General features: G+C 70.0%; 17 protein-coding genes and 1 pseudogene. 12 read left to right on the plus strand and 6 right to left on the minus strand.

Annotated features, from left to right (window positions below):
- The first annotated feature begins 46 nt into the window (after window positions 1-46).
- Window positions 47-922, plus strand: a complete 876-nt coding sequence (locus tag ACZ3HL_RS05550) for an FAD-dependent oxidoreductase (protein ID WP_465528963.1) — start codon at window positions 47-49, stop codon at window positions 920-922.
- Window positions 923-1,228: 306 nt separating this feature from the next.
- On the opposite strand, the gene ACZ3HL_RS05555 is transcribed toward ACZ3HL_RS05550, so the two are convergent.
- Window positions 1,229-2,590, minus strand: a complete 1,362-nt coding sequence (locus ACZ3HL_RS05555; protein WP_465528965.1) for a DUF2252 domain-containing protein — start codon at window positions 2,588-2,590, stop codon at window positions 1,229-1,231.
- Between the two features lie 31 nt (window positions 2,591-2,621).
- Window positions 2,622-3,824 carry an ornithine--oxo-acid transaminase gene (gene rocD / locus ACZ3HL_RS05560; RefSeq protein WP_465412258.1) on the minus strand — a complete coding sequence of 401 codons (1,203 nt, stop codon included), beginning with the start codon at window positions 3,822-3,824 and terminating at the stop codon, window positions 2,622-2,624.
- A gap of 156 nt (window positions 3,825-3,980) precedes the next feature.
- On the opposite strand from rocD, the gene ACZ3HL_RS05565 reads away from it, so the two are divergent.
- Genes ACZ3HL_RS05565 through ACZ3HL_RS05575 form a run of 3 tightly spaced genes read left to right on the plus strand, consistent with a single transcriptional unit; the run spans window position 3,981 to window position 7,939 of the window.
- Window positions 3,981-4,835: a PPK2 family polyphosphate kinase gene (locus tag ACZ3HL_RS05565; protein ID WP_465528967.1), complete on the plus strand. Its 855-nt coding sequence runs from the start codon at window positions 3,981-3,983 to the stop codon at window positions 4,833-4,835.
- Window positions 4,836-4,868: 33 nt separating this feature from the next.
- A complete protein-coding gene (locus ACZ3HL_RS05570; protein WP_465528969.1) occupies window positions 4,869-6,992 on the plus strand; it encodes a S9 family peptidase in 2,124 nt (707 codons plus the stop codon).
- Window positions 6,989-7,939 (plus strand): LLM class F420-dependent oxidoreductase, encoded by a 951-nt coding sequence (locus ACZ3HL_RS05575; protein WP_465528971.1) that lies wholly within the window; start codon window positions 6,989-6,991, stop codon window positions 7,937-7,939. The genes ACZ3HL_RS05570 and ACZ3HL_RS05575 overlap by 4 nt, the downstream gene beginning before the upstream one ends.
- Window positions 7,940-8,199: 260 nt before the next feature.
- Here ACZ3HL_RS05575 and ACZ3HL_RS05580 read toward each other — a convergent pair whose 3' ends face one another.
- Window positions 8,200-9,276, minus strand: a complete 1,077-nt coding sequence (locus ACZ3HL_RS05580; RefSeq protein ID WP_465528973.1) for an NAD(P)/FAD-dependent oxidoreductase — start codon at window positions 9,274-9,276, stop codon at window positions 8,200-8,202.
- A gap of 86 nt (window positions 9,277-9,362) precedes the next feature.
- Here ACZ3HL_RS05580 and ACZ3HL_RS05585 point away from each other — a divergent pair, with 86 nt between their 5' ends.
- The gene (locus ACZ3HL_RS05585) at window positions 9,363-9,788 is read left to right on the plus strand and encodes a MarR family winged helix-turn-helix transcriptional regulator (RefSeq protein WP_465528976.1); all 426 of its coding nucleotides are present in this window, start codon (window positions 9,363-9,365) and stop codon (window positions 9,786-9,788) included.
- 1 nt (window position 9,789) lies between these two features.
- On the opposite strand, the gene crcB (ACZ3HL_RS05590) is transcribed toward ACZ3HL_RS05585, so the two are convergent.
- From crcB (ACZ3HL_RS05590) to crcB (ACZ3HL_RS05600), 3 genes and pseudogenes are all read right to left on the minus strand, one after another.
- A complete protein-coding gene (gene crcB / locus ACZ3HL_RS05590; protein WP_465412264.1) occupies window positions 9,790-10,164 on the minus strand; it encodes a fluoride efflux transporter CrcB in 375 nt (124 codons plus the stop codon).
- Window positions 10,161-10,441: pseudogene (locus ACZ3HL_RS05595) on the minus strand (DUF190 domain-containing protein). The gene crcB (ACZ3HL_RS05590) and the pseudogene ACZ3HL_RS05595 overlap by 4 nt, the downstream one beginning before the upstream one ends.
- Window positions 10,438-10,878: a fluoride efflux transporter CrcB gene (gene crcB / locus ACZ3HL_RS05600; protein ID WP_465528978.1), complete on the minus strand. Its 441-nt coding sequence runs from the start codon at window positions 10,876-10,878 to the stop codon at window positions 10,438-10,440. Before crcB (ACZ3HL_RS05600) ends, ACZ3HL_RS05595 begins: the two are co-directional and overlap by 4 nt.
- Window positions 10,879-11,050: 172 nt before the next feature.
- On the opposite strand from crcB (ACZ3HL_RS05600), the gene ACZ3HL_RS05605 reads away from it, so the two are divergent.
- From ACZ3HL_RS05605 to ACZ3HL_RS05635, 7 genes are all read left to right on the plus strand, one after another.
- Window positions 11,051-11,182: a hypothetical protein gene (locus tag ACZ3HL_RS05605; protein WP_255632708.1), complete on the plus strand. Its 132-nt coding sequence runs from the start codon at window positions 11,051-11,053 to the stop codon at window positions 11,180-11,182.
- Complete coding sequence (locus ACZ3HL_RS05610; RefSeq protein WP_465528980.1) at window positions 11,183-12,364, plus strand: cupin domain-containing protein; 1,182 nt, start codon at window positions 11,183-11,185, stop codon at window positions 12,362-12,364.
- 85 nt (window positions 12,365-12,449) lie between these two features.
- Window positions 12,450-13,397, plus strand: coding sequence for a sucrase ferredoxin (locus ACZ3HL_RS05615; RefSeq protein ID WP_465528982.1), 948 nt, complete (start codon window positions 12,450-12,452; stop codon window positions 13,395-13,397).
- Between the two features lie 131 nt (window positions 13,398-13,528).
- Window positions 13,529-15,436: an intein-containing Rv2578c family radical SAM protein gene (locus tag ACZ3HL_RS05620; protein WP_465528984.1), complete on the plus strand. Its 1,908-nt coding sequence runs from the start codon at window positions 13,529-13,531 to the stop codon at window positions 15,434-15,436.
- A gap of 276 nt (window positions 15,437-15,712) precedes the next feature.
- Entirely contained in the window at window positions 15,713-16,288 is a 576-nt protein-coding gene (gene merB / locus ACZ3HL_RS05625; protein WP_465412270.1) for an organomercurial lyase, read from the plus strand.
- A gap of 101 nt (window positions 16,289-16,389) precedes the next feature.
- The gene (gene aspS / locus ACZ3HL_RS05630; RefSeq protein ID WP_465528986.1) at window positions 16,390-18,162 is read left to right on the plus strand and encodes an aspartate--tRNA ligase; all 1,773 of its coding nucleotides are present in this window, start codon (window positions 16,390-16,392) and stop codon (window positions 18,160-18,162) included.
- A complete protein-coding gene (locus ACZ3HL_RS05635) occupies window positions 18,162-19,103 on the plus strand; it encodes a DUF389 domain-containing protein (protein WP_465412272.1) in 942 nt (313 codons plus the stop codon). The genes aspS and ACZ3HL_RS05635 overlap by 1 nt, the downstream gene beginning before the upstream one ends.
- Window positions 19,104-19,123: the final 20 nt, after the last annotated feature.

The following is a 19,123-nucleotide window of genomic DNA, read 5'->3' on the forward strand; positions in this document are numbered from 1 at the left end:
TCAGTCACCATGCAGGGACGGCTCGCGAGGACGAAGGGGGCTTTCGATGCGGATCAGTGTGGTCGGCGGCGGCGTGATCGGGCTCAGCTGCGCGCACCGGCTAGCCGCGGCCGGGCACGACGTCACGGTGGTCACCGACGCGGCCCCTGGGGAGACGACGTCGGCGGTCGCCGGTGGCGTGCTCTTCCCGCCGCTGTCGGCGAACTCCGACCGGGTCGACCGCTGGACCGCGACGAGCGTCGAGGAGTACCGCGCCCTGGGCGCGCCGGGGGTCCGCATGGCCCGGGGGACCTACCTCGTCCCGCGCGAGGCGCCGCTGCCGTCGTGGGCGTTGTCGATGCCCGGCCTCGACCACGAACCCGGACGCCTCACCTTCACGACCGCGCTGGTCGACACCCCGGTGTACCTCGCCTGGCTCGCCGGACAGGTCGCCGCGCTGGGCGCGCGCACCGAACACCGCACCGTCTCAAGGCTCGACGACCTCGACGCGGACCTCGTCGTGAACGCCGCCGGGCTCGGTGGCGGGCGGCTCGCGGGGGACGGCACCGTGGTGCCGGTCGGCGGGCAGGTCGTCCACCTCGCCGACCCGGGACTCACCGAATGGATCGTCGACGGGGCCACCCCGGTGCTGCGGCACGTGATCCCGCACGGACGGCACGTCGTCTGCGGCGGCACGCAGGAGCCGGGGCGTGACTCCGTCGAACCGGATCCCGGGGTGACCGCCGACATCGTGCGGCGGTGCCGGGAACTCGTGCCCGCGCTGGCCGACGCGCCCGTGCTGGGCGCGAAGGTGGGCCTGCGGCCGTTCCGGCCCGAGGTGCGGCTGGAGCGGGACGACCGGGTCGTGCACTGCTACGGGCACGGTGGCGCGGGGATCACGGTGGCGTGGGGCTGCGCGGACGACGTCCTGGCCCTGGTTTGAGCCCCCCGCATTCAGAGGACTAAATGCGGGGGCGAAGTGGCGTCTTGCCGTGCCGGGGACCGGCCGGCCGGGCTGATCGTGACCGCACCGTCCACAAGGGACACCAAGACTCACCCGTGTGCCCGATTTGAGCGCCTTGCGCGGGGGTCGTGAGTGGTAATGATCGTTCTAACCGTCCTTACCACTCACGATCCCCGCGAGAACCGGACATCATGACGCCAATCGGGCGCAAGACGGCCTGCCCCTCGACAAATGCGTGGGGCTGGTGTTCCAGGGCGCATTTAGAGGACTAAATGCGTAAGGGGGTCAGAGGGCGGCGAAGGCGGCGAAGTCGGCTTCGGTCTGATCCGCGTATCGCAAGGCGTAGGCACCGATGGCCTCGTCGAGGTCTTCGTCGTCCTCGAAGTAGCCCGCCAGCATCCGCGGATGCAGTGACCGCGCGTGCGCCCGTGCGAGCAACGCGCCGGCCAGACGGCCGTAGTCGTCGAGGTGATCCCTCTTCAGCTCCGCCGGGTCGATGTCGCCCTTGAGGTTCCGGAACTGCCGCACGATGTACGGCACGCCGTCGATGGTCGTCCAGCCGAGCAGGATGTCCGTCTCGGCCTGCACGAGCCGCGCTCCCTCGACGATCCGCCGCCCCTCGTGCTCCGGGGCGGGCAGGCCGAGGAACGGCGCGAGCGCCGACGGGATGGCCTGTTTCACTTGCAGGACAAGGTCTTCGCCGGAGTTCCCGTGCAGCAGCGCCACGTAGCTGCGCAGCCCGACGCTGCCGGTGCCGACCACGCGGAAGGCCACATCGGACACCCGGTACCGCGCGATCAGCGTCCGCCGTGACTCGCGGAGCGTGTCCACATAGGACACCAGTCCGCCGACGATCGCTTCGGCGGTCGCGTCGTCGACGTGCGTGAGCACCGGCGGGTCCTCGACGAAGCGGTGCCGTTCGAGACCGGTCTCGTGGTCGTCGATCCGCCGGGTCCATTTCGCGGTGACCTTGGCGCTGGTGTTCTTCCGCGCCTTCTCGGCCGCTTCCTCGAAGTCGTCGATCAGGTCGTGCGCCTTGACCTTGCTCAGCACCGACGCGTCCGGCAGCGCGTTCCACGACCGCAGGAACGGCAGGTCCGCCAGCCCCCGGATGGTGCGCCGGTACGACTTCACCGCGTCCTCGGCGGCTTCACGGCAGCCCGATTCGCCGATACCGCCCTCGCGTCCGGCCAGGACGAGACTCGCGGCGAGCCGTTTGAGATCCCATTCCCACGGGCCCGGCACGGATTCGTCGAAGTCGTTGATGTCCATGACGATCTGGCCTTCGGGCGTGCCGTACAGCCCGAAGTTCGCGGCGTGCGCGTCCCCGCACAGCTGCGCCGTCAGCCCGGACGACGGCGAACCCGCCAGATCCGCGGCCATCAGCCCGGCGGCGCCGCGGTAGAAGGTGAACGGCGACGCGAGCATGCGCTCGCGCCGCAGTTCCACCAGTTCCGGCAGGCGGCCTTCGTTGCTCCGCGCGAAGAACTCCGCCACACTCGGCCGTCCTTCGCCCGCGGCCGCGTGATCGTGCGCGGACGTCGGCGCCTCGGCCCGCAGCGCCTTACCCCTGGCGGACCAGTCTTCCGGCGACACCGACTCGGTGCCGACCAGCGGCCGCTCCACCCACTCCCGCTCTTCTCCCATGGACAGGCAACGTACAACCCGTCCGAAAGGTTCACCGCGTCTTGACGACCTCCGTGATGGCGTCGATACCGCGGTCGAGTTCCTCGCGGCCGATCACCAGCGGCGGCGCGATCCGCAGCGTGTGGTCGTGCGTCTCCTTGCACAGGACGCCACGTTCGGCCAGCGCCGTGGACGCCTCCCGGCCGGTCGGCCCGCCGGGGGCGATGTCGATCCCGGCCCAGAGCCCGCGCCCGCGGACCTCGGCGAGCCCGTTGCCGACCAGTTCGCCGAGCCGCGAGTGCAGATGGGCGCCCAGTTCCCGCGAGCGCTCCTGGAACTCGCCGGTCTTCAGCAGACCGACCACGGCCCGGCCGATCGCGCACGCGACCGGGTTCCCGCCGAAGGTGGAGCCGTGTTCGCCCGGCCGCAGCACACCGAGCACGTCCTTGCTCCCGACGACGGCCGAGACCGGCATGATGCCGCCGCCGAGCGCCTTGCCCAGCGTGTAGACGTCGGCACGGACACCCTCGTGGTCGAGCGCGAGGACGGTGCCGGTGCGGGCGAGTCCGGACTGGATCTCGTCGGCGATCAGCAGGACGCCGTGCTCGTCGCACAGCCGCCGGGCCTCGGCGAAGTAGCCGGCGGGCGGCACGATCACGCCCGCCTCGCCCTGCACCGGCTCCAGCAGGACCGCGGCGGTGCGCTCGGTGATGGCGTCGCGCAGCGCCTCGGCGTCGCCGTACTTGACGGTGACGAAGCCCGGGGTGAAGGGGCCGAAGTCGGCGCGCGCGGTCTCGTCGGTGGAGAAGGACACGATGGTCGTCGTGCGGCCGTGGAAGTTGGAGCCCGCGACGATGATCTCCGCGGTCCCGTCGGGGACGCCCTTGACCCGGTACGCCCACTTCCTGGCGATCTTCACCGCCGACTCGACGGCTTCCGCGCCGGAGTTCATCGGCAGGGTCATCTCGGTGCCGGTCAGCTCGGCGAGCTCCTTGCAGAACAGCCCGAGCTGGTCGTGGTGGAAGGCGCGCGAGGTCAGCGTCACCCGGCCGAACTGCTCGATCGCGGCGGCGATGAGCCCGGGGTGGCGGTGCCCGAAGTTCAGCGCGGAGTAGCCGGAGAGGAAGTCGAGGTAGGTCTTGCCCTCGACGTCGGTGACCGAGGCGCCCTCGGCGGTGGCGATCACCACCGGAAGCGGGTGGTAGTTGTGCGTGCTCCACTGCTCGTCGAGCGCGATGAAGTCGGCGGTCGTCATGCGTTCAGGTTAGATGTCCATCCGGCTGCTTTCATCCGGGAAACGTTGCTTTGACCCGTTGTTCATTGCGTATCGACTCCTTCGGGTGGCGAAATCGTGCATCGGCGTACTCGATCACCACAGGCGCGGTGCCCGGAGCGCGGTTATCGTCGCCGGATGGCGAAAAAGGACACCGTCTCCGTCCGGGACACGCTGAGGATCGGCAAGGGCGCCGAGCGGCACCATCCCGGCTCGTTCCCGATCGGGCCGACCAAGAAGCCCAAGGGGCTCAAAGACCTCGCCGACGCCGGAGGCAGGCTCGCCGAACTGCAGGAGGCCCTGTACGCGGAGGGCGTCGGCGGGGGAAACCGCAGTGTCCTGCTGGTCCTGCAGGGGATGGACACCTCCGGCAAGGGCGGCACCGTCGGCCACGTCCTCGGCCTGGTCAACCCGATGGGTGTGCGGTACGCCGGGTTCAAGAAGCCGACCGCGACGGAGCGGCGTCACCACTACCTGTGGCGGATCCGCAAACAGCTCCCGGGGCCGGGGCAGATCGGTGTCTTCGACCGCTCCCACTACGAGGACATCCTGGTCCCGCGCGTCCAGAAGCTGGTGCCCGCGGCGGAATGGCGCAAACGCTACGCCGAGATCAACGCGTTCGAGAAGGAGCTGACCGACGCCGGCACGACGATCGTGAAGGTCTTCCTCGACATCTCGCCGGAGGAGCAGCTTAAGCGACTCAAGGCGAGGCTCGAGAACCCGGCGAAGTGGTGGAAGTACAACCCCGCCGACCTCGACGCGCGTGCCCAGTGGAACGACTACCAGAAGGCCTACGCCGACATCTTCGCCAAGACCTCCACGGCGGCCGCGCCCTGGTACGCCGTCCCGGCCGATCGGAAGTGGTACCGCAACTGGCTGGTCGCGCGGCTCCTGATCGAGACGATCGAGGAGATGGACCCGAAGTTCCCGCCCGCCGACTTCGACCCCGAGACGGAGATCGAGAAGCTGGAAGTACTTGGCGTACCGCGTTGACCGTCTGGCTGTGTTTTCTGAAAGAGTGCGGAGGTGACCGACATCAGCCTCGAAGATCTCCCGTTCCTCCGCCGTCAGGCCCGGACCCAGCGCTTCACCCTCGGCGCGCCGAAAGAGTTCAAGGTCGCCCCGGACGGTTCCCGCATCCTGTTCCTGCGGTCCGAGTCCGGCACCGACCCCCGGCACAGCCTGTGGTCGTTCGACGTCGCGTCGGGCGAGGAGACGAAGCTGGTCGACGCCGCCGAGCTGCTGCCCGGTGAGGAGGATCTGCCGCCGGAGGAGCGCGCCCGCCGCGAGCGCAGCCGGGAGACCGGTGGCGGCGTGGTCGGCTACGCGGTGGACGACGCCTTCACCGTCGCCGCGTTCTCGCTCTCGGGCAAGCTCCACACCCTCGACCTGGTCACCGGTGAGGTGACGGTGCTGGTCGACGGTTCGGTCGTCGACCCGCGGCCCAGCCCGGACGGCACGCACGTCGCCTACGTCCGGGACCGGCGCCTGCGGGTGATCGACCGGGCCACCGGCGAGGACCGGCTGCTCGGCGGCGAAGCGGGTGACGACAGTGAAGACGTAGCCTGGGGGCTCGCGGAGTTCATCGCGGCCGAGGAGATGGGCCGCACCCGCGGCTACTGGTGGTCGCCGGACGGGAAGAGCCTGCTGGCCGAGCGGTCCGACCGGGCCGCCGTACCGCGCTGGACGATCGCCGATCCGGCGAACCCGCAGTCGGCGGCGAACGTCGTCGCGTATCCGGCGGCGGGCACCACGAACGCGGACGTGACGCTGGCGGTCCTCGGCCTCGACGGCTCCCGCGTCGACGTAGAGAAGACCGATTGGGAGTACCTGGCCGCGGTGCACTGGTCCGCCGCGGGCAAGCCGCTGCTGTCCGTGCAGTCGCGTGACCAGCGGAAGCTGGAGATCCAGGCCGTCGATCCGGCGTCGGGTTCGGTGGAGGTGCTGCACACCGAGACCGACGAGCACTGGGTCGAACTCGCCGCGGGCGTCCCGGCGTGGACGGCCGACGGCCGCCTGGTCCGCGAGAGCGCCGCCGACGGCGACCACCGGCTGGTCGTCGACGGGGTCGCGGTCACCCCGCCGGGGCTGCAGGTGCGGTCGATCCTGCACGTCGGCGACGAGGTGCTGTTCAGCGCGTCGGAGGCCGATCCGACGCAGATCCACGTCTTCCGTACGGAGGGCGGCGAGCTGCGCCGTCTGTCCACTGAGGACGGTGTGCACGTCGGTTCCGGGAATGCTTCGCTGACCGTGCTCTCGTCGTGGACCCTGGAACGCAGCGGCCCGGTGGTGACCGTCGTGTCCGGTGAGAAGACGGTGGCGCGCATCGGTTCCTACACCGTCGACCCCGACGTCGTGCCGAACCTGACCTGGCTGACGCTGGGGGAGCGGGGCCTGCGCGCCGCGCTGGTGCTGCCGACCGGGTACGAGGAGAGCGAAGGCAAGCTCCCGGTGCTGCTCGACCCGTACGGCGGCCCGCACGCTCAGCGCGTCCTGCAGACCCGCAACGCCTTCCTGACCCCGCAGTGGCTCGCGGACCAGGGCTTCGCGGTGCTGGTCGCCGACGGGCGCGGGACCCCCGGCCGGGGTGCGGCCTGGGAAAAGGAGATCGCGGGCAAACTCGCCGACGTCACCCTCGCCGACCAGGTCGACGCCCTGCACGCGGCGGCCGCGCTCCATCCGGAACTGGATCTGGAACGGGTCGCGATCCGCGGCTGGTCCTATGGCGGTTATCTGTCCGCGCTGGCCGTGCTCCGCCGTCCGGACGTCTTCCACGCCGGGGTCGCGGGCGCCCCGGTGACCGACTGGTCGTTGTACGACACGCACTACACCGAGCGTTACCTCGGGCTCCCGCAGGAGGAAACGGCTTCGTACGAGCACAACTCGCTGATCGCCGGCGCCGGTGACCTCTCCCGGGCACTGCTGATCGTGCACGGACTGGCCGACGACAACGTTTTCGTCGCCCACTCGTTGCGCCTGTCGTCGGCCTTGCTGGCCAAGGGACGCGCGCACGTGTTCCTGCCGCTGGCCGGCGCGACGCATATGACGCCGCAAGCCGAAGAGGTCGCGGAGAACCTGATGCGCACGCAGGTGGACTGGATCGTGCGTGAGCTGTCCGGTGACGCGGTCAAGAGCGAGGAGAACGCATGAAACGGTGGGGCATCACCATTCCGCTGACCGGGGTGCCGCTCGCGGCGCACGAGGAGATGGTGCGGGAACTGCCGGATCTCGGCTACACCGACGCGTGGTCGGCCGAGACGGCCGGCCACGACGCCTTCACGCCGCTGGTGCTGGCCTCGCAGTGGGCGCCGCAGCTGCGGCTGGGCACCGCGATCGTGCCCGTGTACACGCGCGGACCCGGGCTGCTGGCGATGAGCGCGGCGACCGTCGCGGAACTGGCGCCCGGCCGGTTCGTGCTCGGCATCGGCGCGTCGTCGCCGGTGATCGTGAAGAACTGGAACGCCGCCGAGTTCGAAGCGCCGTTCGCGCGGTCGCGGGACACCCTGCGTTTCCTGCGGTCGGCGCTGGCAGGGGAGAAGGTCACCGAGGAGTACGAGTCGTTCTCGGTCAGCAAGTTCCGGCTGGAGCGGCCCGCCGACCCGCCGCCGTCGATCATGCTCGCCGCGCTGCGGCCGGGGATGCTGCGGCTGGCCGCGAAGGAGGCCGACGGCGCCATCACCAACTGGCTCGCCGCCTCCGACGTGCCGAAGGTACGCGCGGAGATCGGTCCGGACACCGAACTGGCCGCGCGGATCTTCGTCTGCCCCACCGAGGACAAGGCCGCCGCGCGCGGGCTCGGCCGGATGCTCATTTCGAGCTACCTCACCGTCCCGGTGTACGCGGCGTTCCACGAATGGCTCGGCCGCGGCGAGGCGCTCGCGCCGATGCACGAGGCGTGGGCCGCGGGCGACCGGCAGAAGGCGAACCAGGTCATCCCGGACGAGGTCGTCGACGACCTGATCGTCCACGGCAGCCTCGAATCCTGCCGCGAGCAGGTGCAGTCCTATGTGGACAACGGGCTGACGACGCCGATCATCGCGCTGCTGCCGACGGGGGAGGACCCCTTCGCGCACGTGCGAGGTCTCGCTCCGCGTTAGAGACTCGCTGAACGGTAAGGACGGTTAGAACCAAAGGCGTCTTAGGTACCTACTGGTTCCCGGCCGCCGTTGACCCCGGGGTCCGGTCCGTGACGGCCTGGGGGTCTGGAGCCGGTGTCGCGAAAGCCACTTTCGGGACATCAGAGGTCTCGAAAGTGGCTTTCGCAACCCGGCCAAGCCCAGCACCCAGCAGAACCCCCGGGCCGCCTGACCTCGTGAGTGGTAAGGACGGTTAGAACCGTCCTTACCGCTCACGAGGGCTACGCCTTCCCGAACAGCTCCTCGTAGCGGGACACCATCATGTGCGACCCCTTGATCTCCGCGGTGGTCGCCGCGTCCAGGATGCCGACCTCCTCGGCGTAGGTCGCGCCCCCGGAAGGCCCCAGCGGCAACGAGATCATCGGCCCGCCTGGCGTGTGCGCGCGCAGCTCGCCGCCTTCGATCAGCGCCCGGATGTTGGCCACGACGACCTCCGCGTGGTCGCCGGCCACCTTCGCCAGCTTTCCCTCCGGCAACGCGGTGATGTCGCCGAGCGCGAAAACGCCGGGCTGTCCCGGAAGACGCAGTTCGGGAGTCACCGTCACCTGGCCGTTCGCCTGCCGCGCCGCGGCCAGCTCGCCGTCGAGGTACGCGGTGTGCGGCGCGCCGCCGAAGCACTGGAACCACAGGTCGGCGGTCACCTCGCCGCCGTCGGTGAGCCCCGAGGTGAACGTCTTGGCCTGCCCCGGTTCCGAGACCGGTGGCTCGGTCAGTGAAGTGCCGAGCAGCAGCTCGACGCCCAGTCCGTCGAGCTGGCGGCGGATCTCCGCGCGGAAGTCCTCCGGGAAACCGGGCAGGATCTCCTGCGCCGGGTCGACGATGGTCACGGACTTCTCCGGCCACACCGCCTTGATCTCGCCGGCCAGTTCGAGGCCCACCGGGCCCGCGCCGAGCAGCAGCACCTTCTCCGCGCCCGCGAGTTCCTCCCGGGTGGCACGGATCTTCGCCTTCGCCGAAGCGCTGTCGTGGAAATCGATCTTCGCCGGGAACGGGTACGCCGAACCGGTCGCCAGCACGACGTAGTCCGGCGTGAGCCGTTCACCCGACGCCAGCGTGACACCGTCTTGGTCCACGCTGACCGCGCGGTCGCGGAGCACCCGTCCGCGCTGGAGGAGCCGCGCGTACGGATAGAAGAGCCGATCCGTCCAGCCGGGATCGACGAGCCCGCGCAGGGCGGCGACGTGGTGGACGAAGTCCTCGCGCGGCTCGACGAGCACGACGTCGGTGAACGAGTCCAGCTCCTTGGCGACGGTCGTGCCGCCGTATCCCCCGCCGATGACGGCCACGCTCCTGGTCATGAGATCCCCTAGTTCGTAATACGGAATGTTGGTACTACGAACTACAGTAGTTCGTACTCCGAACGATCGTCAAGTAGACTGCGCTCATGACCACGGCCGAAGACCTCGGATTCGCGACGGCGCTGGTGCGGCTCTCCCACCTGGTGCAGCGGGCTTTCATCGACGTCGGCCGGTCTCACGACCTCACGCCGCAGCAGGCTCAGCTGCTCTGCGTGCTGGCACAGGGGGAGACGGGCGTCGGGATGACGGACCTCGGCAAGATGCTGAACCTGGAGAAGTCCAGCGTCACCGGCCTGGTGGACCGAGTGCAGCGGCGCGCGCTCGTCGAGCGGGTCGCGGATTCCTGCGATCGCCGCGCGCTGAAGATCACGCTGACGAAAGAGGGGCTCCGGCTCGCGAACGCCGCCCACGAGGGCGTCGTCGAGAAGCTGGAGGAGATGGCGGCGGACCTCCCGGCCGGGCAGCGCGAGGCGATCGCGGCCGCGGCGTGGCGGATGGCGCCCGAAGACTGAGTCAGTGCCAGACGGCGGCGGCGAGCAGCAGGCCCGCGGCGGCCGCGGTCAACCCGGCGAAGACCGTCACGCAGACGTTGACGACGGCGTAGAGCCGCGCCTTCTCGGTGAACAGGCGCAGGGTTTCGTACCCGAACGTGGAGAACGTCGTGAGCCCGCCGCAGAAACCGACGGCCAGCAGTGCGCGGACCGCGTCCGGCTGCCCGCCGTGCAGCGCCCAGCCGGTCAGCACGCCGAGGATCGCCGAGCCGACGACGTTCACCGTGAGCGTGCCCCAGGGGAACGCGGAATTCCGCCACGCCTGGACACGCCTGTCGGTCAGGTAGCGCAGGATCGCGCCGAGGCCACCGCCGAGCGCGACGAACAGGACGGTCACCGCGCCGTCCGGCCCGCGTAGTGGACGACCTCGACCTCGTCGAGGGTCACCAGGCCCTCGCCGATCAGCTCCTCGAGCTGGGGCAGGAACGCCCGGATCCGCTCCGCCTCGTCGACGATCACGATCACCACCCTTCGATCCCGCGGAAGACCGATGCCCCGGCGAGCCCGGCTTCGTGCGCCCGCCGCACGATCTCGTGGTACAGCGGCTTGTGGTGCCAGACGTCGTCCTCGCCCACGTGGACCGACAGCCGTAGCGCGCGCCCGGAGAGCCTCATGGCTTCGCTCCCGTCCGATTCAGCCAGGCCCGGGTCGCTTCCCCGCCGATCAGGACCGCGACCAGGGCGGCGATCACGCTACCCGCCGCGTACGACAATCCGGTGAACGGATGCCCGGTGGTCACAAGATCGAGTGTCTCGGTCGTATAGGTCGAAAACGTGGTGTAACCGCCCAGGACCCCCACTCCGAGGAAGGGGCGCAGCAGCCGATGCGGACTCGTGGCGCCGGTGACGACCGCCATCAGGACGCCGATCAGCAGGCAGCCGGAAACGTTGGTGGCAAAGGTGGAAAGCGGGAATTCACCACGGGAACGGGGGATCGCGGCCGAGAGACCGTAGCGGGCGAGGCTGCCCAGCGCGCCACCCGCGCCGATGACCGCCAGGACGTCCCAGCGCGTCGCCGCACGACGCTTCGGGACGGATGCCGGATCAGCCATGAATGCCAGCTTAGAACCGCTGTCCGGGTGAACCGGCGCCACGGTGTCGAAGATCGCTCACAAGGCCGTTTTTGCCTGCTGGACAGTGAATTTTCGCGAAACGTGTCGTAGGCTGGGCGGCGCTCCAGACCGATTTTCGGTCCGTCCGCTCGTCTGAGAAAAAGGTGGCAGGATGGCACAGGAACAGTCAGGTACGCAGGCTCCCGACAGCGGTTTGCTGCTGGAGGTCGAAATGATCCCGGCCGCGGTCGACCGCGGGAAGGCCAACGGCGCGGCCGCCGACAACGACGGCAACGACGGCTGAGTGCCCGAAACGCCGACGCTGGCTGACCTCGTGGCTCCGCTCGGGGTCAGCCAGTTCTTCCAAGACGTCCAGGGCGAGACGTACCGCCGTTTCGAAGGTCCCGCGGGCCGGTTCGCCGGCCTGCTCCCGTGGCCCGCGCTGAACGCGATCCTCCGGCAGCACCGCCTGGAGTTCCCGCGCCTGCGGCTCGCGCTCGATGGCACCCCGGTGCCCATGGAGAGCTACACCGATCTCGTCCCCACCCGCCGCAGTGGCACCGTTCCCCGTCTGCAAGCCGCTCCGTTCACCGAGCACCTCCGCGGCGGCGCGACGATGGTGCTCGACGCCATCCAGGAACTCAGCGACCCGATCGGAGATCTCGCCCGGAGTCTCGAACACGACCTCCGCGAGAGCGTCCAGGTCAACCTGTACGCGGGCTGGGGCGTGACCCACGGCTTCGACGTGCACTGGGACGACCACGACGCGTTCGTCATCCAGGTCGCCGGCCGCAAACGCTGGCGGATGCACGGCCCGACCAGGCCCGCTCCGCTGCATCGCGACGTCGAGCAGCCCGAGCGGCCGGGTGAGCCGATCGACGACTTCATCCTCGAAGACGGCGACGTCCTCTACGTCCCGCGCGGGCACTGGCACGACGTCACCGCGGTGGGGGAGATGTCGCTGCACCTCACGCTCGGGTTCAGCCCGGCCACCGGGATCGACCTGGTGACCTGGCTCGCCGACAAGCTCCGGGCGAGCACCGTGTTCCGCCAGGACCTCCCGAGGTTCGGGACCGACGAGGAGCGGGAGGCCCGTGCCGACGCGCTGCGGGCCGAGCTGGAAGCCACGCTGACCGGCGACGTCGTCGGCAGGTTCCTCGCCGAACGCGACTCGGCGGCCCCGGCACATCCGCGGGTCGGGCTGCCCTGGGCGGCGACCCCCGGGCTGCTGCCGGACGGCGACGAGGCCGAGGTCCGGTTCCTCGTCCCGAGGGCGGTGCTCGAAGAAGGGGACGGCCGGGTGACCCTGCTCGCGGACGGCAAACGGTTCGTCTTCGCGGGCGCCGCGGCTCCGCTGCTGAAGGCGCTGCTCGACGGAACGCCGCAGGCGGTCAAGCGACTCGCCGAGCTGTCCGAACTCGATCGGGGGACGGTGCGGGCGTTCCTCGGGGAGCTCACCACGCAGGGGCTGCTCTCGATCGGCTGAAAGTCACAGGGGACGAGAAGTGTGAAGGGAGGCCCGGCGGGGTAAGCTAAGGCATGCCTAAGGTGAAGTCCGGAGCGGTCGGCCGATGACCGCTCAGCTCTCGGACACCTCAGCGCCGCCCGCCGCGTTGCCGGGCTGCGCCACCGTCGCGCGCATGCTGGGCGCGAGCCCCGCCGGCACCGCCGCGGACATGCGCTGCTGGCTGCTCATCGAGCAGCCGGGCCCTTGGCCCGCGGACGCACTGGAAAACGTCCTCGACGAGGCCTTTCCCGCCGAGCGCCGTGAGCTGCTCGAGAACTTGAGACGGTCGCACGGGCTCCGCCCGCTGCTGATCCGGCGCCCCGGCAAACATCGTCGTGACCCGGATCGTCCCCGCTCCGTCTACGTCGGCGGAGGAGAGCCGGGGAACCGCTGGCTGGAGCGCCTGGAGATCCGCGACCTGAGCGAACTGGCCGAACTGGACCTCGAAGCGGTCGCGGACGGCGCCGGTGGGCTCGGTGCGCGAGTGGACGGGCCGCTGTTCCTGGTCTGCACGCACGGCACCAAGGACATGTGCTGCGCGGTGCTCGGCCGCCCGCTGGCGTCGACGCTCAACACCAACCACCCCGGCCGGGCCTGGGAGGTCAGCCACGTCGGCGGCGACCGCTGGGCGGGCAATCTCCTGGTGGTCCCCGACGGTTTCCTGCACGGCCAGCTCAACCCGGCCGAAGCGGCGCTGGTCGCCAAGTCCGCCCTGCGCGGCCAGGTCGAGCCGGAGCAGCTTCGCGGCCGGACGTCCGCCCGGACGGCGTGGGCGCAGTTCGCGGAGATCGCGCTCCGGCGGCGGCTGGACCTGCCCGGTCTCGACGACGTGCTCGCCGTCCAGGAGGAGCCGTTGCTCGAATCGGACGCCCGGGTCGTCACCGTGCGCGGTGGCGAGGACTTCTACGCGGTGACGGTGCGCCGCCGGTCGGCGACGCCGCGCGGGGAGAGCCGGTGCGCGGGGCTGATCCAGCCTGCCGGGTATGTGGCCGAGGAGATCACGAAGCTCTAGCTCGCGTTTAGTCCTCTGGATGCGGTACTTGCGCGCGCAACTACCGCATCCAGAGGACTAAACGCTGCGAAGATCACCCGTGTTCGAACATACGTTTGACACCCGTCTAGAACGTGTGTTCGACTGGCCGAGTGCGATGGGATCGACAGCGGGCGGACGGCGGCGAGCCGGTCCTGCCTGGATTGGACGGGTTGCTGCGTTCGGTGCGCACGCCCGAGTTCGACGGCGTCACCTTTCACGAGGTGCACGCCAAATCCGTGCTGAACAAGGTGCCCGACGGGTCGGGTGTCCCGTTCGGATGGACGGTGAATCCGTATCGCGGTTGCTCTCACGCGTGCACGTACTGTCTCGAAGGCGCGACGCCGGTCCTGATGGCCGACGGCCGGACGAAGGCGCTGGCGGAGCTCGCGCCCGGTGATGCGATCTACGGGACGCGCGGGCGTGGCGCGGGTCGCCGCCTGGTGCCGACGAAGGTGCTCGCGCACTGGTCGACGCTGAAGCCGGCGTATCGCCTGACCCTCGACGACGGAACGTCCATCGTGGCCAGTGGCGACCACCGGTTCCTGACCGGGCGTGGGTGGAAGCACGTCACCGGCACCCGGTTCGGTGCCGCGCAGCGGCCGCACCTGGTCGGCGGCACCGAACTCGTCGGCGTCGGGAAGCTCGCCCGCACCCCGGACGACACCCTCGGCTATCGCGCCGGATACCTGTGCGGGATGTTGCGCTCCGGCGGGTTCTCGACCGAGAAGGACGCGGCGGACCGCGCGCTCCGGTACCTGCCCGATTTCGGCGCGTCGGTCGGTTTCGTGCAGGTGCCGCCCTCGCCCGATTCCCATTGGCAGCGCGGATTCCTCGCCGGGTTGTTCGATCTCGCCGGTAGCTACCGGCATGGTGCGCTGCGCGTCACACACGACGAGCAGGACATCGTCTCGACCTTCTGTGCCGCGTTGCACAATTTCGGCTTCCGTTACGTGAGAACGGAAAATGTCAAGTTCCGTCCGTTGTGGACGGTGCAGCTCCTCGGCGGGCCGTCGGAGGAGGTGCGGTTCTTCCACCTCGCCGATCCCGCCGTCGGCTGGAAACGGTCGCTCGACGGCCTCGCGATCGGCCGGACCAGGCGGAAGGTGGCGGCCATCGAACCGCTGGGCATCGAGCTGCCGTTGTTCGACATCACCACCGGCACCGGCGACTTCATCGCCGACGGCATGGTCACGCACAACTGCTTCGCCCGGAACACCCACACGTACCTGGACTTCGACGCCGGACGCGACTTCGACACGCAGGTGATCGTGAAGGTCAACGCGCCCGAGGTGCTGGCCGCGCAACTGCGGCGGCCGAGCTGGACCCGCGAGCACGTCGCGATGGGCACGAACACCGATCCCTACCAGCGCGCCGAAGGTCGGTACAAGCTGATGCCGCGCATCATCACCGCGCTGGCCGATTCGGGCACGCCGCTGTCGATCCTCACCAAGGGAACCGTGCTGGCGAGGGATCTCCCGTTGCTGGAGTCGGTGTCTAAGGACGTGCCCGCCGGGCTGGCGATCTCGCTCGCGCTGCTGGACGAGGAGCTGCAACGCCGTCTCGAGCCGGGGACGCCGGGCCCGCGGGCGAGGCTCGACCTGATCCGCAAGGCGCGCGACGCCGGGCTGCCGTGTTCGGTGCTGGTCGCGCCGGTGCTGCCGTACCTGACCGACTCGGTGGCCGCGCTCGACGCCCTGTTCTCGCGGCTGGCCGAGGCGGGCGCCACGCGGGTCACCGTCCTCCCCCTGCATCTGCGGCCCGGCGCGCGGGAATGGTTCGCCCGCTGGCTCGGCCGGGAGCATCCGGAGCTCGTGCCGAAATACCGCGAGCTGTACTCGCGGGGCGCCTATCTTCCGAAGTCGTACCGGGAGCGGCTGGGTGCCCGCGTCGGCCCGTTGCTGCGCCGGCACGGCTTCGGTTCCCGTGCGGACGACGGGGAGCGAATGCAGGTGACGATGCCCGTGCAGCGTTCGGAGGAGGCGGTGATTCCGGCGGCGGAACAACTGAAACTGCTGTGAAACGGCCCTGCGCCCTGGGGGGTTCTCTCGCGGTCCGCTGAGGTGTCCTCACCTGCGCCGATGGCTTTCGCGACCTCGCCGGAAGCTCACGTCCGGCCCTTGTCGGCATGGGCCACTTTCGCCTTGTGCGGCCGAAAGTGCGCACCATTCTTCCCCTTATTCGCTGCGCACTGTGAATTTTCTTACCGCACAACGCATTCGGCCGTTCGGCGCAGTGACTTGGCGGAAAACCTTTTCGTGCTTAATCTCAACGGGACGAAGGCGAGGAGGTGCCTGTTGACCACCCGTACGGATCGCACCGCCGCTGTCCGCATCGCCTGGGCCGCGACCAAGCTGACCAGAGCGGGCAGACACCCCATCGCCATCGGAAGACTCGCCGCCACCGTCGGCATGGACCCCGCCGAAGCCCACCGCCTGATGGACCTGATGGGTTTCGCCATCCGCGACGGCCTGGTCGTGATGGACCGCGGAGCCCGCCCGGCCGACCGGGCGGGCCCCGACCGGTACCACGTCGACCTGTTCCTCCTGGCCGTCGCCACCGGCGAACCCGTGCACGCGGACGCGGTCTGCCCGGCGACCGGGGCACACGTCCGCGTCCACTTCACTCGCGAGCGGGTCTTGAGCGTCGACCCGCCGCAGGCCGTGGTCGCGGCGTCGCGGTTGTCCGGGATCGACCTCGCCCTCGGCCAGGACTACGTCGAGGCGCTGGTCTGCACGCAGTTCTTCGCGTCGAAGGAGGCGGCATCGGGCTGGCTGCTGGAGAACATCGACGGCCGGGTCCTGTCCGTCCCGGACTACCTGGCGCACACCCGGCGGATGGTCGCGGCGCTGGAGGCCTGGCCGACGATCTGAGAACACCTGGTCGCGAGGCATCCAGGGCGATTCGTTAGCCTTTGACGTCGGCGAAAAACCGTCGAATCGCAGAATCGTGATGCCGAAGGAGAGCACCCGCAGTGCTTCGCACCCACAAAGCCGGCACCTTGCGTGCCGAGCACGCCGGTCAGACGGTCACCCTCACCGGATGGGTGGCCCGGCGGCGCGATCACGGCGGCGTCATCTTCATCGATCTGCGTGACGCCAGTGGCGTGAGCCAGGTCGTCTTCCGCGAGGGCGAGATGGCCGAGCGCGCCCACCACCTGCGCTCCGAGTACTGCGTCCGCATCGTCGGCGAGGTCTCGAAGCGGCCCGAGGGCAACGCCAACACCGAGATCCCCACCGGCGAGATCGAGGTGCTGGCCACCGAGCTCGAGGTGCTGTCCGAGGCCGCCGTGCTGCCGTTCCCGATCGACGACCGGGTCGACGTCGGCGAGGAGGTGCGGCTCAAGCACCGCTACCTCGACCTGCGCCGCAGCGGCCCCGCGGCCGCGATGCGCCTGCGCAGCGAGGTGAACCGTGCCGCCCGCGAGGTGCTGCACGCGCAGGAGTTCGTCGAGGTCGAGACCCCGACCATGACCCGCTCCACCCCCGAGGGCGCCCGCGACTTCGTGGTCCCGGCCCGGCTCAAGCCCGGCTCCTGGTACGCCCTCCCGCAGTCGCCGCAGCTGTTCAAGCAGCTGCTCATGGTCGGCGGCCTGGAGCGGTACTACCAGATCGCGCGCTGCTACCGGGACGAGGACTTCCGCGCCGACCGGCAGCCGGAGTTCACCCAGCTCGACATCGAGATGAGCTTCGTCGAGCAGGACGACGTCATCGCCCTCGGCGAGGACATCGTGACGGCGCTGTGGAAGCTGATCGGCGCCGAGATCCCCCGGCCGTTCCGGCGCATCACCTACGCCGAGGCGATGGAGAAGTACGGTTCCGACAAGCCGGATCTGCGCTTCGACCTCGAACTGACCGACATGACGGCGTTCTTCGCCGACACCCCGTTCCGCGTGTTCCAGGCCCCGTACGTCGGTGCCGTCGTGATGGCGGGCGGGGCCGACCAGCCGCGCCGCACCCTCGACGCCTGGCAGGACTTCGCCAAGCAGCGCGGCCACCGCGGCCTCGCGTACATCCTCGTCAACGAGGACGGCACGCTCGGCGGCCCGGTCGCGAAGAACCTGTCGGAGAAGGAGCGCGAGACGGTCGCCGAAGCCGTCGGCGCCAAGCCCGGCGACTGTGTCTTCTTCGCCGCCGGCAAGGCCGCCGACGCGCGTGCGCTGCTGGGCGCCACCCGGCTCGAGATCGGCAGCCGTCTCGGCCTGATCGACGAGAACGCCTGGTCGTTCGTCTGGGTCGTCGACTTCCCGATGTTCATCTCGGCCGAGGAGTCCGACGACGTCGCGGTCGGCGGCGGCAAGTGGAAGGCCCTGCACCACGCCTTCACCTCGCCGACCCCGGAGTGGATCGGCAAACTCGCCGACGACCCCGGCAACGCGCTGGCCTACGCCTACGACATCGTCTGCAACGGCAACGAGATCGGCGGCGGCTCGATCCGTATCCACCAGCAGGAGCTGCAGAAGCAGGTCTTCGAGCTGATGGGCCTGTCCGAGGAGGAGGCGCAGGAGAAGTTCGGCTTCCTGCTCGACGCCTTCGCCTTCGGCCCGCCGCCGCACGGCGGGATCGCGTTCGGCTGGGACCGCATCGTCATGCTGCTGGCCAAGGCCGAGTCGCTGCGTGACGTCATCGCGTTCCCGAAGACCGGCGGCGGGTTCGACCCGCTGACCGCGGCTCCCGCGCCGATCACCGCGGAGCAGCGCAAGGAGGCGGGCATCGACGCCAAGCCCGCGCCGCCCGTCAAGAACTGATGCTCCATCTCAGGGCCGTGTGCCCGCCGGACCGGACCGAAGAAGCGATCCGGATCCTGCGGGCACACGCCGGGACGGCGCACCTCGTGGTGCACCGCGGGGTGGCGGTCGCGCCCGGAGGCGACCTGCTCGAGGCGGACGTCGCGCGCGAGGCGACCGACGACATCGTCGAGTCGCTGTGCGGTCTGGACCTCGACCACACCGGCGGGATCACGCTGGAAGCGCTGGACACCGCGGTGTCCGACGCCGCCGACAAGGCGGAGGAGGCGGCGCCGGGCGAGGCCGCGGACGCGGTGGTGTGGCAGGAACTCGTCGGCCGCACCGGCGAGGAGTCCCGCCTCACTTGGACTTTTCAGGCGTTTCTGACCATCGCGTGCCTGCTGGCGGCGGTCGGCGTCGTCACGAACTCGGCGGTCACCATCGTCGGCGCCATGGTCGTCGGGCCGGAATTCGGCCCGCTGGCGGCGATCGCGGTCGGTCTGGTGCTGCGCCGCAAAGATCTCGTGAAGCAGGGCTCCGTCGCCCTGCTCGGCGGCTTCCCGATCGCCATGGTCGTCACGCTCGGCGTGGTCCTGGCGGGTAGTGCCACCGGCGTGCTCGAAGTGAGCAAGCTCGCCGAGAACCACGAGGTGGATTTCGTCTACAAGGTCGGGGTCGCGTCACTGATCGTCGCGCTGCTCGCCGGCGCGGCCGGGATGCTTTCCATGACTTCGGCCAAATCCGCCGCGCTCGTCGGCGTGTTCATCTCGGTGACGACGGTCCCCGCGGCGGGTTACGCGGTCGTCGCGGCGGTTGCCGGTCAGTGGGAACGGTGCCTTTATTCGGCCGGTCAGCTGCTGGTCAATCTCATCGGAATCGTTGCAGCTGCGGCCATTGTGCTGACATTGCGCCGTCGTGGGCAACGATCGAGGGTGACGGAACGTCCGCTTTCACGCGGATGAGTCCCAGATCGCGCCAGTGC

Source organism: Amycolatopsis sp. NPDC000009, from assembly GCF_055563465.1.

What these genes read in the sequence shown, in the direction of transcription:
- ACZ3HL_RS05550 (WP_465528963.1), top strand. Translation starts at nt 47, where the DNA reads ATGCGGATCAGTGTGGTCGGCGGCGGCGTGATCGGGCTCAGCTGCGCG.
- ACZ3HL_RS05555 (WP_465528965.1), bottom strand. Translation starts at nt 2,590, where the DNA reads ATGGGAGAAGAGCGGGAGTGGGTGGAGCGGCCGCTGGTCGGCACCGAG.
- rocD (WP_465412258.1), bottom strand. Translation starts at nt 3,824, where the DNA reads ATGACGACCGCCGACTTCATCGCGCTCGACGAGCAGTGGAGCACGCAC.
- ACZ3HL_RS05565 (WP_465528967.1), top strand. Translation starts at nt 3,981, where the DNA reads ATGGCGAAAAAGGACACCGTCTCCGTCCGGGACACGCTGAGGATCGGC.
- ACZ3HL_RS05575 (WP_465528971.1), top strand. Translation starts at nt 6,989, where the DNA reads ATGAAACGGTGGGGCATCACCATTCCGCTGACCGGGGTGCCGCTCGCG.
- ACZ3HL_RS05580 (WP_465528973.1), bottom strand. Translation starts at nt 9,276, where the DNA reads ATGACCAGGAGCGTGGCCGTCATCGGCGGGGGATACGGCGGCACGACC.
- ACZ3HL_RS05585 (WP_465528976.1), top strand. Translation starts at nt 9,363, where the DNA reads ATGACCACGGCCGAAGACCTCGGATTCGCGACGGCGCTGGTGCGGCTC.
- crcB (WP_465528978.1), bottom strand. Translation starts at nt 10,878, where the DNA reads ATGGCTGATCCGGCATCCGTCCCGAAGCGTCGTGCGGCGACGCGCTGG.
- ACZ3HL_RS05605 (WP_255632708.1), top strand. Translation starts at nt 11,051, where the DNA reads ATGGCACAGGAACAGTCAGGTACGCAGGCTCCCGACAGCGGTTTGCTG.
- ACZ3HL_RS05615 (WP_465528982.1), top strand. Translation starts at nt 12,450, where the DNA reads ATGACCGCTCAGCTCTCGGACACCTCAGCGCCGCCCGCCGCGTTGCCG.
- ACZ3HL_RS05635 (WP_465412272.1), top strand. Translation starts at nt 18,162, where the DNA reads ATGCTCCATCTCAGGGCCGTGTGCCCGCCGGACCGGACCGAAGAAGCG.